We start from the raw sequence: 13,606 nt of genomic DNA, 5'->3' as shown, positions 1-13,606 counted from the left end.
CGCCGCGATGCGGCGCCCTGAGCCTCTGTGCGCTAGCCGATGCGGAACTGGTCGCCGTAGACGGCGAACACCAACGGCGTGTTCAGGTTGAAGTTGCCGTTGTTGAGGAACACCCGCTGGGCCGTATCGACGCGGGACGTGTCCGAGTGGGCCGCTTCCTTCTTCATCTCGATGACCCGCTCGTCGAGGAAGGCGTTGAGCCAGGCCCGCTCGTCGCCGCCCTGCGCCGGGGGCTTCGCCCGAGCGAGGGCGCGGTTGCGGATCTGGCGCATCCCCTCGTACCCGTGCATGACCGCCGCGTCGTAGTAGGCGAACTGACCGAGCGCCCGGACCTGGTCGTTCTTGCCGTCGCGTACCGATGGATTGAAGTAGACCCGGTCCCGCTCGGCCTCCTGTGCGGCTTGGAACACCGAGTCGTTGGCCGCGGTCCGCCAGTCGCGGGGGAAGTTGGGGTCCAGGCCGGAGTGCGAGGGGGTGCCGTTGACGGCGCGCAGCGCCGGCAGGTAGCCGGCCAGCACGTTGCCCGGCTTGGTGCGCGTGTACGCCTCGACCAGTTCGAGCATGTCGCCGGTGCCGGAGCAGAAGCCGATGATGCCGGCGGTGTAGCCGCGCCCGTCGCCGATGTCCTCGATGTAGGAGAACTGCGCGCGCCAGTCGAGCGAGGAGTTCTCCGCAGCCGAGACGAGCTGCATGGCGACGTCCTTCTTCGCCGGGTCGTCGAGGTTGGTCCCGGTCGGGGTGGTGGGCGTTGGGGTGCCGCCGCCGGGCAGGGTCCACTGCTGGTTGGTGGTGCCGCCGCAGGTCCAGATCTGCAACCGGGCGCCGTTCGCTGTGCTCTGGTCGGTGACGTCGAGGCACTTTCCGGAGCCGGTGTTGACCAGCGCGCCGTTGCTGGCGGTCCACTTCTGCGCGCCGGTGCCGTTGCAGTCGTACAACTGGATCTTGGCGCCGTTGGCGGTCGACGCGGCGGTCACGTCGAGACACTTGCCGAGTGCCCGGATCGAGTTGTCGGTGTTGCCGACGGTCCACGTCTGGGCCGCGCTGCCGTTGCAGTCGTAGAGCTGGACCGCCGTGCCGTTGGCCGAGTTGGCGGCGGCCACGTCGACGCACTTCCCGCCGAGGCCGGTGATCGGGCCGGCGGTCGCGGCGCTGGCCGACGGCAGACCGTAACCGATCGCGGCGACGCCCATCAGCAGGGCGCCCACGACGTAGGCGGCTGTTCTCTTGTGAACCATGGTGTTCCTCGGGGAAGGGGCGGCGTGCCGCCGGCCGGTCGGTGGCCCGGCGCGGCGGTTCGGCCCCGGCGGGCACCGCGAGCATCAGGAAACTGTATTAACAGATATCAGTACGTCGGTGCATCGTCAATCGACGAGCGCAGGCCGTGACGACGCATGTTCATCTCGTTGACAGACACCCGAGAGCTCGATGCCCGGCCCGCCCAGTTGGATGTCGTCAGCAGTGCCGCGGTCCCGGGCGAGACGACCCGGGACGGCACCGACACGCAAGGAGCGTTCCATGGCAGTCCCCCTCCGCCGTACCCCGTCTCTGTGGGCCACGGCCGCCGCCGTGCTGGCCGTGGCGGCGTTGTCCGCCTGCGGCAGCGCCGACGCCGCCGACCCGGTCGGCGCGCCGAGCGCCGCCGCGCCGACCGAGGCCACGCCGACCGGCGCCGCGCTGCCGGCGGTCAAGGGCAAGCTGCGCGGGTACGGCACGGTGCGGCAGCTCAGTGAGGCCGCGGACCTGGTGGTACGGGGTGAGGTCGAGGCGACCGGGTTCCGGGTGGACGAGGTGCTGCGCGCGGCGAACGGATCGGCAGTCGGGGCGGGGACGCGGATCACGCTCGCCAGCCTGGATCGCGGCGTGGCGGACATGGCCCAGATGTCCACGCTCACGGCGGGTCAGGTCGTGGTGCTCTACCTCGCCAAGGACGCGGCGGCCCCGACGTTCCGCACGCTCAGCGGCGACTTCGGGGTGTTCGACGTGACCGGGACCGGTGACGACGCCGTCGCGGTGTCCCGCTCGCAGACGATGGCCGTCAGCGGCCTGGTCGACGAGGACCCGGCCGTGTCCGGCCACGGTTTCCGCACCGCCCTCGGCCAGCTCCGCGCCGTCGCCGCCCAGGTGAAGTAGGACGACGACTGGAACGCGGACGGCACCCACCGGGTGCCGTCCGCGTGCTCACTGCTCGCGATAGGTGGCCAGATCGAAGTCGGCGTACGCGCCGTCGCCGCCGAGGTCCTGCACCCACAGGCCCAGGAACGCCCCGGTGAAACCCCACGCCGCCGGCTCACCGTCGATGATCAGCGCGGCGTGCTCGTCGGACAGGATCGTCGCGTCCAGGTCGACCGGTAGCCGCTGCCAACCGGCGCCGAGGTCGTAGTCGAAACGCACCACCGGCCCGTCGAACACGGCCCGCAGGCCGACCCGGTCCACGCCGCTGGCGTCGACGGTCAGCTCGGGGTGCGGGGTGCGCCGCCCGTTGTCGGAACTGAGCAGCTCTAGCACCGTCCGCCCGTCGTCGGCGCGGGTGAGGTAGAGGTGGTGCCAGTTGAGGGTGTTGTAGTAGGCGGTGATCCCGGCGAGCTGGCGATGGTCGACCGGGTCGAACTCCAGCACGGTCTCCAGGGAGCAGTGCATCGCGCCGACGCGTCGCCCGACCAGGCTGGGGGCCTGCCGACCGACCGGTGACTGCCCGCCGTGGATGCGAAGGTGCGACGGGCGGCTGTGCAGGTCGACCCAGTCCGCGGTGGCCGGCCGGCGCAGCGTCGACCAGCACAGGCCCAGCTCGGGGGCGTCGAAGTGGTCGGTGTCGGGCTCCGCCGGCCACGGGTGCGCGGGCAGGTCCGGTGCGACCACCTCGTCTGCCGGCACCCCTCCGGCGATCTGCGGCCAGCCGTCAGCCGGCCACTCGACCCGCTGGATCGCGGTCTCCCGGCCGAGCACACAACTGCCCAGCGGGGAGTAGGGGCGGCCCACCAGGTGGGCGAGGTACCACTCGCCGTCCTGCGTACGGACCAGGCTGCCGTGGCCCGCCTTCTGCAACCGCAGTTCGGGGCGGCCGACGGAGGTGAGCAGCGGACCGTCCGGGTCCACCTCGTACGGCCCGAACAGCTCCCGGGACCGCGCCACGGTGACCTGGTGCTCCCAGCTGGTGCCGCCCTCGGCGGTGATCAGCCAGTACCAGCCGTCGTGCCGGTAGATGTGCGGGCCCTCGGTGACCCCGACCGGGGTGCCGGTGAACAGGATGCGCGGCCGGCCGACCAGACTGCGCGCGGCCCTGTCGTACTGCTGGATCTCGATGCCGCCGAAGCGGTCCCGACCGGGTCGCCAGTCCGCGCTCATGCTCAGCAGCCAACTGGTGCCGTCGTCGTCGTGGAACAGCGCGGCGTCGAAACCGCGCCCGTGCAGTTTCACCGGATCCGACCAGGGGCCGGTGATGTCCTCGGCGGTGACCAGGAAGTTCTGCGGGTCCCAGTAGCCGCTGGCAAAGCTGGCGACGTCGCTGTAGACGAGATGGAACTGGCCGTCGTGGTACGTCAGGTCGGGTGCCCACACCCCGTTGGAGTCACCGCAGCCTCGCAGGTCGAGCAGGCGGCGGTCCGTGATGACCCCGCCCAGGGTGCGCCAGTTCACGAGATCACGCGAATGGTGCACACGCACGCCCGGATACCACTCGAACGTCGAGGTGGCCAGGTAGTAGTCGTCCCCGACACGCAGGATCGACGGGTCCGGGTGGAACCCGGCGAGGACGGGATTGCGGATCGACCGGGTAGCGGTCGCCACGTTAGCGATGTCGGTCGACACGATGGCTCCTCTGGACGGGGCTGTCTGGAACTTCCGGAAACTTGCGGTCCCGGATCGCTCGAAGTCGTGACTACGCTAGCCGGTCTTTTCGCAATAGGACAGAGGTCTTGACCGTTGCGGAAACAGCTCGTAGCGTGCCCGCCATCGACCGGTAATACCGGCGAAGCTTTGAAAGTTCCGGAGATCCATAGGTTCCACCCCGCCGGCTCGGCCGGCGTCCGAGCACCCCGTGAGTCCCCGAAGGGATGGATCATGACCACACACCTTTCCCGCCGAACGCTGCTCGGCCTCGCCGGTGCCGGCGCCGGCGCCTACCTGCTGAGCGCCTGTAGCGGCGACGAGAAATCCAGCGACCCGAACGCCCCGCAGACCATCAACTGGTGGCACATCCAGAACACCGACCCGATGCTGCCGGTCTGGGCCGCGATGGCCAACGAGTACAAGACCGCGCACAGCAACGTCACGTTGACGATCCAGCCGCTGGAGAACGAGGCCTTCAAGGCCAAGCTCACCACCGCCACCCAGGCCGGCGACCCGCCGGACCTGTTCCAGTCCTGGGGTGGCGGCGTGCTCAAGCAGCAGGTGGACGCGGGCCTGGTCAAGGACCTCACCGACGACGTGAAGGATCTGGTCGGCGGCATCCTGCCCGCCGCCATGCAGCCCTACACGATCGACGGCAAGGTCTACGGCATCCCGTTCGACATCGGCATGGTCGGGTTCTGGTACAACAAGGACCTCTTCACCCGTGCCGGCATCACCGAGGCTCCCGCCACCTGGGCTGCCCTGCTCGACGCGGTCCGCAAGCTCAAGACCGCCGGCATCACCCCGGTCGCCCTGGCCGGCAAGGACAAGTGGCCGGCCCACTTCTACTGGTCCTACCTCGCCATGCGCATCGGCGGCGTGGGCGCGTTGCAGAAGGCCGTCGACGACAAGAACTTCGACACCCCTGACCTCGCCGCCGCCGGCGAGCGGCTCAAGGAGCTCGTCGACCTGCAGCCGTTCCAGAAGGGGTTCCTGGGCGCCGAGTTCGGCTCGCCCGACGGGCAGGCCGCCACGATGGGCAACGGCGGCGCGGCCATGGAGCTGATGGGGCAGTGGGCACCTGCGGTGCAGGCGTCCAGCTCCACGAGCAAGAAGGGCCTCGGCGACAAGCTCGGCTTCTTCCCGTTCCCGGCCGTGGACGGCGGCAAGGGCTCCGCGACCGAGGTCTTCGGTGGCGGCAACGGTTTCGCCGTCGGCAAGGACGCGCCGGCCGCCACCATCGACTTCCTGAAGTTCCTGCTCAGCGCCGACAACCAGAAGCGGTCCGCGCAGACCGGCGCGGTGCTGCCCACGGTGAAGGACGCCACCTCGGCGATCAGCGACGCCAACAACAAGGTCGTCGCGGAGACCCTGGCCAAGAACACCGGCTTCCAGCTCTACCTCGACCAGGCGTACGCGCCCGCGCTCGGGCAGCAGATCAACGACAGCGTCGCCGAGATCATCGCCGGCAAGAAGTCGCCGGCGGCGATTCTCAAGGACATCACGCAGGTGGCAAAGACCGTCTGACCGTGATCCATCACCCATCCGTAGCCGGCCGTAGAACCCGAGTGGAGCAGGCATGACCAGGCCATCGACCGTGTCGGACACGAGGCGCGGCGACACGGCGACCGATCCGCCGGCACCGGGGCCGGGCACCGCGCGACAGCGCGGCCGCCAGCCCCGGCCGGGCCGGGGTGGCGTCCTCGCCGTGTTCCTGGCGCCTGCCCTGGCGCTGTTCCTGCTACTTGTCCTCACCCCCATCGTGGTGGCCGGCTACGCCAGCCTCTACAAGTGGAACGGCTTCGGGCTGCCGGAGAACTTCATCGGGCTGGACAACTACACCCGCGCCTTCGGCGACCCGACCTTCCGCGGCGACCTGAGGCGCGGCCTGGTGCTGGTGGTGCTGTCCCTGGTCGTGCAGCTGCCGGTGGCGCTGGCCCTGGCCATGCTCCTCAACCAGCCGATTCGCGGCCGGGCCATCTACCGGCTGATCTTCTTCGCCCCGTACGTGCTCTCCGAGGTCACCACGGCCGTCCTGTTCACCCTGGTGTTCTCACCGAACCGAGGGTTGGGCGAGGGTGTCTCCCGGTGGCTGGGCGCCGACGCGGGCGCGGTCTTCGCCGACCCGGACACCGTGCTGTTCGCCGTCTTCCTGGTGGTGTCCTGGAAGTACTTCGGCCTCTACATGATGCTCTTCCTGGCCGCCCGGCAGGGAATCCCCAAGGAGTTGTCCGAGGCTGCGGTCACCGACGGCGCCACCGCCTGGCAGGCGTTCCGGCACGTCACTCTGCCCCTGCTCGGCCCGACGATCCGGATCAGCGTGTTCCTGTCCGTCATCGGCACCATCCAGCTGTTCGACATGGTCTGGGTGCTCACCGGCGGTGGTCCGATCCACTCCTCGGAGACGCTGGCCGTCACGATGTACCAGTTCGGCTTCCGCCGCTTCGAGGTCGGCTACGCGAGCGCCATCAGCATCGTCATGTTCCTGCTGAGCCTCGTCTTCGCCCTGTTCTACCAACGCATCGTGCTGCGTCGTGACACCGCGGGCGCGATCACCAACCAGGGAGGCCAGCGATGACCGCCACGGCGAGCCGTGCCCAGCGGACCCGCAGCGTCGTGCTGCACCTCGTCTGCATCGCCGTCGGCGCGCTCATCGTCGTGCCGGTGTGGTTCGGTGTGCTCGGCGGCTTCAAGGACAACGGCCAGCTGTCCACCAACCCGCTGGGCTGGCCCGACCCCTGGGTGCCGAACTACATCGACATCCTGAGCAACGGCGTGTTCTGGCGGCAGCTCGGCAACAGCCTGCTCATCGCCGTGAGCAGCACCGTCATTGTCGTCGGCGCGGCGGCGATGGCCGCGTTCGTCTTCGCTCGCTACGCCTTCCGGGGCCGCGAGTTCCTGGTGACGCTGTTCGCGATCGGCCTGATGTTCCCGTTCGCGGTGGCCATCCTGCCGCTGTTCGTCCTGCTGCGCGGCATGAACCTGCTGGACAACCCGCTGGGTGTCATCCTGCCCCAGGCCGCCTTCGGGCTGCCGATCACCATCATCATCCTGCGCCAGTTCTTCCGCACCATCCCGGCGGAGGTCGAGGAGGCAGCCGTCCTGGACGGCTGCGGCTCGTTCGGGTTCTTCTGGCGGGTCCTGCTGCCGATGGCCCGTCCGGCCCTGGCCACCGTGTCGGTGCTGGCCATCGTGACCAGCTGGAACAACTTCATGCTCCCGCTGGTCGTCTTCAGCGACCAGAGCTGGTGGACCCTCCCCGTCGGGGTGCAGGCCTTCCAGGGCCAGTACGCCGACGACACCGCACGGGTACTCGCGTACGTCGTGCTGTCCATGCTGCCTGCCCTGGGCTTCTACGCCGTGGCCGAGCGCCAACTGATCGGCGGCCTGACCGGCAGCGTCAAGGGATGACATCGCGTCACCGCGAGCAGACCTGACGCTTCCAGCACGACGAAGGGGGGACCGTGGGCACGGAGAACGGCCGAAACGTCACCATCGCCATGATCGCGAGGTTGGCCGGTGTCTCCGTGCCCACGGTCTCCCGCGTCATCAACGGTCGCTCCGACGTCGCCCCCGACACCCGGGAACGCGTCGAGGCGCTGCTCAACCGGCACGGCTACCGCCGCCGGTCACCGGCCCGGCGCACCGACGCCGCCCTCATCGACCTGGTCTTCAACGACCTGGACAGCCCGTGGGCCGTCGAGATCATCCGCGGGGTGGAGGACGTCGGTCAGACCAGCGGCGTCGGGACCGTCGTGTCGGCCATCCACTGGCGCATCTCCTCGGCCAAGCAGTGGCTCGACAACATGCGGACGCGTTCCACCGAGGGCATCATCTTCGTGACCTCGATGGTCAACCCGCCGTTGCAGGCCGAGCTGCGCCGCCTGCACCTGCCGGTGGTCATCATCGACCCCGCCGGGGTGGACCCCCAGGAGTCACCCACCATCGGCGCCACCAACTGGGCGGGCGCCCTGAGCGCCAACCAGTACCTGATCAACCTCGGCCACCGCCGCATCGGCTTCATCGCCGGCCCACCGCACCTGATGTGCAGCCGGGCCCGGATGGACGGCTATCGGGCAGCCCTCGGCGCCGCCGACATCCCCATCGACGACGCCCTCATCCGACCCGGCAACTTCTATCACGAGGCCGGGTTCAGCGCAGGCACACAGTTGCTGGCCCTGCCCGATCCGCCCACCGCCATCTTCGCCTCCAGCGACCAGATGGCCCTCGGCGTCTACGAGGCGGTCCGCAAGCGCGGCCTGCGGGTGCCCGACGACGTCAGCGTGGTCGGTTTCGACGACCTGCCGGAGGTCCGCTGGTGTTCACCGCCGCTGACCACCGTTCGTCAACCCCTCGCGGAGATGGGCATGCTGGCCGCGCGGACCGTGCTGCGCCTCGCGGGCGGCGAGAAGACCGAAAGCCCTCGGGTCGAGCTGGCCACCGAACTCATCGTGCGCGACAGCGCCGCACCGCCGCGAGAGTCCTCGTCGGGGCGGCCCCGGTCGTGACACCGTTCAGCCGCCACGGAGAGCGTCGTCGACGCCCGTCTCCCGTCGGCCGAGGTGCGCCGGGTCCCGACGGGACAGCAGATCCACTGCTGCCTTCAGACAGGCGCCGTTCTCCCGGGACGAGCTGACCCGCCAGGTTTGCGCGTACCGTCTCGCGGTCTCGTCACCCACTCCGCTGGCGTCGATGCCGAGGCCCCTGCACAGTGCCACCGCGCGGGGGAGATGGAACGACTGGGTCACGACCGTCGCGCGCCGTACCCCGAAGATCCGCTCAGCCCGCGCGCACGAGTCGTACGTGTCGAAACCGGCGTGGTCGAGCACGACCTTGCGCGCCGGCACGCCCCGGTCGACCAGCCAGCCCAGCATCGCGGCAGGCTCGTTGTAGTCCGCGTTCATGTTGTCACCGGACACCAGGATCGCCCGCACCTTGTCGGCGTCGAAGAGCCGTCGCGCGATCTCCAACCGGGCCGCGAGGAACGGCGACGGGTTGCCGTCGGTGTCCACCTTGGTCCCCAGCACCAGGGCGACGGGCGCATCCGGCACGGTTGCCTCGCTGTAGATGTGGCCGTCGGCCGCGTCGCGGGTCCACACCACGCTGGCCACCGTGCCGCCGGTCAGCAGCACCGCACCGACCACCACCGCCACGAAAGTACGACGAGCGAGTCGCCCGCGATTCCCGTACCACCGTCTGAGCGCGCCGGACCGTCCCCGCATGCCGAGAGAGTATTCGGGCCGTGCTCACGACGTCCGGCCCGGGGCTGACCAGCACGGCCCTTCGGGTCTGGCTTTCGTTGCCAGGGTTTCGTGGGCCAGGACGGGGAGGCTGCGGGATGTCAGACGATGCCGGGGACAGCTGGACCGCGCGGGTGAACGCGTACCGTCAGGAGCTGGCGGGTCTGCGCACGGGCCCACCGAGGACGGACGCGGTCGCGCAGAGCCGCGCCGACGACGCGCACGGGTCGGTGACCGTCGTCGCGGCGGCAGGTCGCCTGCAGTCGGTCGAGGTCGCCGCCCAGCTGATGCGGATGTCCGGTGCGGAGCCGTATTCGGCCTGGCCGGTGGGGGGAAGCTGACGATGGGGCACGTTGAGTTCGGTCGTAACCAGTACGGCGCGCCGACCATGACGAGCGGGGACCGGCGCTTCCGCGACCTCGCCTCCCAACTCACCAGCGACATCCAGAGCTACGCCCCGGACTGCCTGGAGCTGTTGCAGTGCATCGACGACGTGCTGTCCGGGCGTTCCGCGTACGAGGAGTACGAGGGCAACTCCGCCGTCGTGCGCTGCACGCCGACCGGTGTCACGGTGGACAGCCTCGGGCCTGTCCCGTCGGGTACGACGTACACGGTCGACGAGGCGCGCGAGGTCATCCTCACCTACTTCGACTTCCTGGCCCCGTCCGTGCAGGACAGGAAGCGGCGCCTGGCGACCTGGGAGCAGGAGCACGGCGGTCCGTTCCCCGGCCGTCACCTGTTGCGCCTCGACGACTGAGACCCCCTCAGCTTCGGGCCCACCGCTGGCTGGTGCCGCCGTTGCAGGTCGACAGGACCACCTGGGTGCCGTTGGCGGTCGCGGCGGCGTTCGGTGCGAGGCACAGGCCGGACTGCACCCCGGTGACCGAGCCATCGGTGTTGAGGTTCCACTGCTGGTTGGTGCCGCCGTTGCAGTCCCAGATGATCACCCGGGTGCCTGCCGTGGTGCCCGCGCCCTCGGCGTCCAGGCACTTCGTGCCGTACACCTGGAGTTGCCTGGTGGCGGTCGGCGTCCACTGCTGGTTGGTGCCGCCGTTGCAGTCCCACAACGCCACCTGGGTGCCGTTCGTCTGCGATCGGGACGGGACGTCCAGGCAGCGGCCGGCGTTGACGTTGCGCAGCGGTCCGGCCGTGCCGCCCGGCGGCGGGGTGGTAGGGCTCGTGGTGTCGAGGCCGAGGAAGCGGACGGCCTGGGCGGCGTCGAACGGGATGGAGTGGCCGTACCCCTGGAAGCTGATCGCCTCGACGGGTGCCGTGCCGCCGGTGCCGCCGTAGCGGGTGCGGGTGGCGCTGGTCTGCGGGGAGTCGGTGTAGCTGGGGGCCTGCGAGACACCGTGGACGTTGGTCCACTGCTTGATCTGTTCGCCGAAGTTGACGTAGCTCAGCGTGGTGTCCGTGGTGCCGTGCCAGATCTGCACCCGTGGGCGCTTGCCGATGTATCCCGGGTACGCGTTGCGGACCAGGTCACCCCACTGCTGCGGGGTCCGGACGATCCGCCCGCCGGAGCACTCGCTGTTCCACTCCGCGCCGTTGGTGGTTGCGAAGCATCCGAACGGGACACCGGAGGAGCTGAATCCGGCGTTGAACACCTCCGGGTAGAGGCCGAGCATGACGTTGGTCATCATGGCGCCGGAGGAGAACCCGCCCACGGCGATCCGGTTCGCGTCGACCGGGTAGCGACTCCGGACGTGGTCGACCATGGACTTGAGGCCGATGGGGTCGCTGCCGCCGTCACGGCGGAGGGCCTGCGGTGAGGAGACGTCCCAGCACTTGCTGCTCCGGGTCACCGACGGGTAGATCACGATGAAGCCGTAGCGGTCGGCCAGGGCGCTGAGCCCGAACCCGGTGTGCACCGCCGGGCCGCTGCCGGTGCAGTAGTGCAGCGCGAGGAGCAGGGCCGGCTGGGCCGCGACCCGGTCCGGCACGTACAGGTGCATCTGGAGGTTCGTGGGGTTGGTGCCGAAGTTGGTCACCTGGGTGAGCGTCGCGGCCGACGCCGGGGTGGCGACAGTGACCACGGCCGTCATCGTCGCCAGGGCCGTGGCCAGCAGGGCGATCCTTGATCTCATCGGCGGTTCCTCTGGTCGTGAGCACGGACGCTGCTCGCCTCGCATCGACTGTGAGCGATAACATGCCGGTCGTCAAGATGTAACGTATGACGTCTTTGGCGGGTCCACCGCGTCTACGCCGGTACCGCTCCGGTTGGGCCCCCTTGAGATCTTCGATCCGACCGTGACATTCTTGGCCGTCGATTGCCTGCCGCGCCTGCGGGGGGCCGACGCCCGTCCACTGGGCAGCCGGGATCCGACCAGGGATTCCGGGGGACGGGGCACGAGCGATGGGACACCGGGGCCTGTCCGTCCACGAGTCCGCCCCGCCACCGCGTCACATCCGTCCGGCTGGGCGACTCACCGTCGTTCACCGCGAAGGAAATCCGCCCATGAACCTCCCGAGAAGCCGCGCGACGCTGCTGGCGAGCCTGCTGCTCGCCGCGACCGCGCTCTCCGGCGTCAACCCACCCAACGCCAGCGCCGCACCCGACCCGGCCGCCGTCACCGTCGACGCCCGGGCGGGGATGGCGACCGTGCCCGACACCGCGCTGGGCGTCAACCACGCCATCTGGGACCAGAACCTCGGCACCCCCGAGACGTCGGACCTGCTCCGCGACGCCGGCGTGCAGATGATGCGTTACCCCGGCGGCTCGTACGCCGACATCTACCACTGGAAGGACCACACCGCGCCGGGCGGCTACGTCGCGCCGAACACCGACTTCGACACGTTCATGGCGGCCGTGAAGCGGGTCGGCGCACAGCCGATGATCATCGCGAACTACGGCACCGGCACCCCCGCTGAGGCTGCCGACTGGGTGCGCTATGCCAACGTGACCAAGGGGTACGGCGCGCGGTACTGGACGGTCGGCAACGAGAACTACGGCAACGGCCACTACGGGTCCGCCTGGGAGGCGGACGACCACCCGGACAAGAGCGCGACACAGTACGCGCGGCTGGTCGTCGAGTACGCCGACGCCATGAAGGCGGTCGACCCGAGCATCAAGGTCGGCGCGGTGCTCACCATGCCGGGCAACTGGCCGGACGGAATCACCGCCGGCAGCGACCCGGGCCCGTGGAACCAGACAGTCCTCTCCATCGCCGGCCCGAAGATCGATTTCGTGGACGTGCACTGGTACCCGGGAGGCAGCGCCGCCGACTCGTTGGCCCGCACCAGCCACATCTCCGATGCGACCTACCTGCTGCGGCAGCAACTCAGCCGTTACGCCGGCCCGAACGCCGACCGCATCGGCATCAGCTTCACCGAGTTGAACGTCGATGCCGGCCGGACCACCCAACCGGCCGCGCTCTTCCTGGCCGACGCCTACAGCGAGCTGCTGGAGAACGGCATCTTCACCGTCCACTGGTGGAACGTGCACAACGGCATCGGCACGGTCACGGAGGTCGCCGGGCAGACCGACTACGGCGACTTCGGCATGCTCTCCAGTGGCGCCTGCACCGAGGACGGCTCGGTCTGCGAACCACCGCTGAACACACCGTTCGCCCCGTACCACGGGTTGAGCATGATGAAGCTCTTCGCCAAGGCCGGTGACCAGTTCGTGCGGGCCGGCAGCGACGAGCCGCTGGTCAGCGCGCACGCGGTCCGCCGACGCAACGGTGACCTCGCGGTGTTGCTGGTCAACAAGGACCCGGACAACGCCCACCCGGTCACCATCGACTATGCCGGGTTCACCCCGTCGACCGCCGCGCCGACGGTGTCCACCCTCGCCAACGGCGCCACCGGCATCGCCACCGGCCAGTCCGGCTCCGCCACCAGCCGGACGCTGCCGGCGTACTCGTTGACCACGCTCGTGCTGCGACCGGCCGGCGCGACCGCCGGGCGGCCCTCGGCACCGGGCCAACCCACCGTCAGCGGCGTCACCGACCGGACCGCGACGATCTCCTGGCCGGCGGCGACCCCGGGCGGTAGCCCGATCGCCAAGTACGAGGTGTACCGGCAGAACGGCGGGCTCAGCGAGCAGCTCGGCGAGACGGCGGCCACCTCGTTCACTGTCGGCAACCTCGTGCCGGGCAGCAGGTACACCGTCAACGTGGTGGCCCGGGACACCGCCGGCCGGGTGTCCTGGTCCTCGCCGCCGCTCACCTTCGCCACCGGCGGCCCCGCCGCCAGCGCGTGCACCGTCCGGTTCACCACGAACAGCGACTGGGGCAACGGCTACATCGGCGGCGTCGAGATCGTCAACAACGGGACCAGTCCGATCAACGGGTGGACGCTCACCTGGACCTGGCCCACCGGTTGGCAGCAGGTGAGCAGCGGCTGGAGCGCCACCTGGGAGCAGGTCGGCACCGCCGTTCGGGTCACGCCCACCGACGACAACCGGCAGATCGCCGCCGGCGGCAGCGTCAGCGCCGGCTTCGTCGGCGCGTACAGCGGGCCGAACGTGCTGCCCACGGCGTTCACCCTCAACGGCACCGTCTGCGCGACAGGCTGACGCTGCAGTCGGCCGGCCGGCC

General features: G+C 69.9%; 12 protein-coding genes. 8 read left to right on the top strand and 4 right to left on the bottom strand.

The genetic code is table 11. From position 1 onward, the window contains the following. Nucleotides 1-32 precede the first annotated feature (32 nt). A complete protein-coding gene (locus GA0070619_RS33835) occupies nt 33-1,235 on the bottom strand; it encodes a chitosanase (RefSeq protein WP_197699533.1) in 1,203 nt (400 codons plus the stop codon). A 280-nt stretch (nt 1,236-1,515) separates the two neighbouring features. Here GA0070619_RS33835 and GA0070619_RS15790 point away from each other — a divergent pair, with 280 nt between their 5' ends. Beyond that, nucleotides 1,516-2,130 carry a hypothetical protein gene (locus GA0070619_RS15790; protein WP_088948783.1) on the top strand — a complete coding sequence of 205 codons (615 nt, stop codon included), beginning with the start codon at nt 1,516-1,518 and terminating at the stop codon, nt 2,128-2,130. Nucleotides 2,131-2,178: 48 nt separating this feature from the next. Here the strand turns inward: GA0070619_RS15790 and GA0070619_RS15785 are convergent, their stop codons facing one another. Further along, the gene (locus tag GA0070619_RS15785) at nt 2,179-3,804 is read right to left on the bottom strand and encodes a glycoside hydrolase family 43 protein (protein WP_088948782.1); all 1,626 of its coding nucleotides are present in this window, start codon (nt 3,802-3,804) and stop codon (nt 2,179-2,181) included. A 252-nt stretch (nt 3,805-4,056) separates the two neighbouring features. Here GA0070619_RS15785 and GA0070619_RS15780 point away from each other — a divergent pair, with 252 nt between their 5' ends. From GA0070619_RS15780 to GA0070619_RS15765, 4 genes are read left to right on the top strand one after another with little or no spacing between them, the layout of a single operon-like run. Continuing rightward, nucleotides 4,057-5,352: an extracellular solute-binding protein gene (locus tag GA0070619_RS15780; protein ID WP_088948781.1), complete on the top strand. Its 1,296-nt coding sequence runs from the start codon at nt 4,057-4,059 to the stop codon at nt 5,350-5,352. Between the two features lie 52 nt (nt 5,353-5,404). Further along, entirely contained in the window at nt 5,405-6,403 is a 999-nt protein-coding gene (locus tag GA0070619_RS15775) for a carbohydrate ABC transporter permease (protein ID WP_088948780.1), read from the top strand. Next, on the top strand, nt 6,400-7,236 hold the full coding sequence (locus GA0070619_RS15770) for a carbohydrate ABC transporter permease (RefSeq protein ID WP_088948779.1): 837 nt from the start codon (nt 6,400-6,402) through the stop codon (nt 7,234-7,236). Before GA0070619_RS15775 ends, GA0070619_RS15770 begins: the two co-directional genes overlap by 4 nt. 53 nt (nt 7,237-7,289) lie before the next feature. After that, nucleotides 7,290-8,333, top strand: coding sequence for a LacI family DNA-binding transcriptional regulator (locus GA0070619_RS15765; RefSeq protein WP_088948778.1), 1,044 nt, complete (start codon nt 7,290-7,292; stop codon nt 8,331-8,333). Nucleotides 8,334-8,339: 6 nt separating this feature from the next. On the opposite strand, the gene GA0070619_RS15760 is transcribed toward GA0070619_RS15765, so the two are convergent. Continuing rightward, nucleotides 8,340-9,047 (bottom strand): SanA/YdcF family protein, encoded by a 708-nt coding sequence (locus GA0070619_RS15760; RefSeq protein ID WP_088948777.1) that lies wholly within the window; start codon nt 9,045-9,047, stop codon nt 8,340-8,342. Nucleotides 9,048-9,163: 116 nt separating this feature from the next. Here GA0070619_RS15760 and GA0070619_RS15755 point away from each other — a divergent pair, with 116 nt between their 5' ends. Together GA0070619_RS15755 and GA0070619_RS15750 are read left to right on the top strand one after the other, a co-directional pair. Beyond that, entirely contained in the window at nt 9,164-9,406 is a 243-nt protein-coding gene (locus tag GA0070619_RS15755; protein ID WP_088948776.1) for a hypothetical protein, read from the top strand. 2 nt (nt 9,407-9,408) lie between these two features. Further along, complete coding sequence (locus GA0070619_RS15750) at nt 9,409-9,822, top strand: hypothetical protein (protein ID WP_088948775.1); 414 nt, start codon at nt 9,409-9,411, stop codon at nt 9,820-9,822. A gap of 7 nt (nt 9,823-9,829) precedes the next feature. Here the strand turns inward: GA0070619_RS15750 and GA0070619_RS15745 are convergent, their stop codons facing one another. After that, complete coding sequence (locus GA0070619_RS15745) at nt 9,830-11,152, bottom strand: extracellular catalytic domain type 1 short-chain-length polyhydroxyalkanoate depolymerase (RefSeq protein ID WP_088948774.1); 1,323 nt, start codon at nt 11,150-11,152, stop codon at nt 9,830-9,832. Between the two features lie 371 nt (nt 11,153-11,523). Here GA0070619_RS15745 and GA0070619_RS15740 point away from each other — a divergent pair, with 371 nt between their 5' ends. Further along, entirely contained in the window at nt 11,524-13,584 is a 2,061-nt protein-coding gene (locus GA0070619_RS15740) for a cellulose binding domain-containing protein (protein ID WP_088948773.1), read from the top strand. The last annotated feature ends 22 nt before the right edge of the window (nt 13,585-13,606 follow it).

The organism is Micromonospora zamorensis (assembly GCF_900090275.1).
GTDB classification, from domain to species: domain Bacteria; phylum Actinomycetota; class Actinomycetes; order Mycobacteriales; family Micromonosporaceae; genus Micromonospora; species Micromonospora zamorensis.
The sequence above is the reverse complement of the archived record's forward strand: the minus strand, read 5'-3'. Positions and strand labels throughout refer to the sequence as shown.

Excerpts from the sequence above, each read along its gene's own strand:
- GA0070619_RS33835 (WP_197699533.1), bottom strand. The coding sequence starts at position 1,235 with ATGGTTCACAAGAGAACAGCCGCCTACGTCGTGGGCGCCCTGCTGATG.
- GA0070619_RS15790 (WP_088948783.1), top strand. The coding sequence starts at position 1,516 with ATGGCAGTCCCCCTCCGCCGTACCCCGTCTCTGTGGGCCACGGCCGCC.
- GA0070619_RS15780 (WP_088948781.1), top strand. The coding sequence starts at position 4,057 with ATGACCACACACCTTTCCCGCCGAACGCTGCTCGGCCTCGCCGGTGCC.
- GA0070619_RS15775 (WP_088948780.1), top strand. The coding sequence starts at position 5,405 with ATGACCAGGCCATCGACCGTGTCGGACACGAGGCGCGGCGACACGGCG.
- GA0070619_RS15770 (WP_088948779.1), top strand. The coding sequence starts at position 6,400 with ATGACCGCCACGGCGAGCCGTGCCCAGCGGACCCGCAGCGTCGTGCTG.
- GA0070619_RS15760 (WP_088948777.1), bottom strand. The coding sequence starts at position 9,047 with ATGCGGGGACGGTCCGGCGCGCTCAGACGGTGGTACGGGAATCGCGGG.
- GA0070619_RS15755 (WP_088948776.1), top strand. The coding sequence starts at position 9,164 with ATGTCAGACGATGCCGGGGACAGCTGGACCGCGCGGGTGAACGCGTAC.
- GA0070619_RS15750 (WP_088948775.1), top strand. The coding sequence starts at position 9,409 with ATGGGGCACGTTGAGTTCGGTCGTAACCAGTACGGCGCGCCGACCATG.
- GA0070619_RS15745 (WP_088948774.1), bottom strand. The coding sequence starts at position 11,152 with ATGAGATCAAGGATCGCCCTGCTGGCCACGGCCCTGGCGACGATGACG.
- GA0070619_RS15740 (WP_088948773.1), top strand. The coding sequence starts at position 11,524 with ATGAACCTCCCGAGAAGCCGCGCGACGCTGCTGGCGAGCCTGCTGCTC.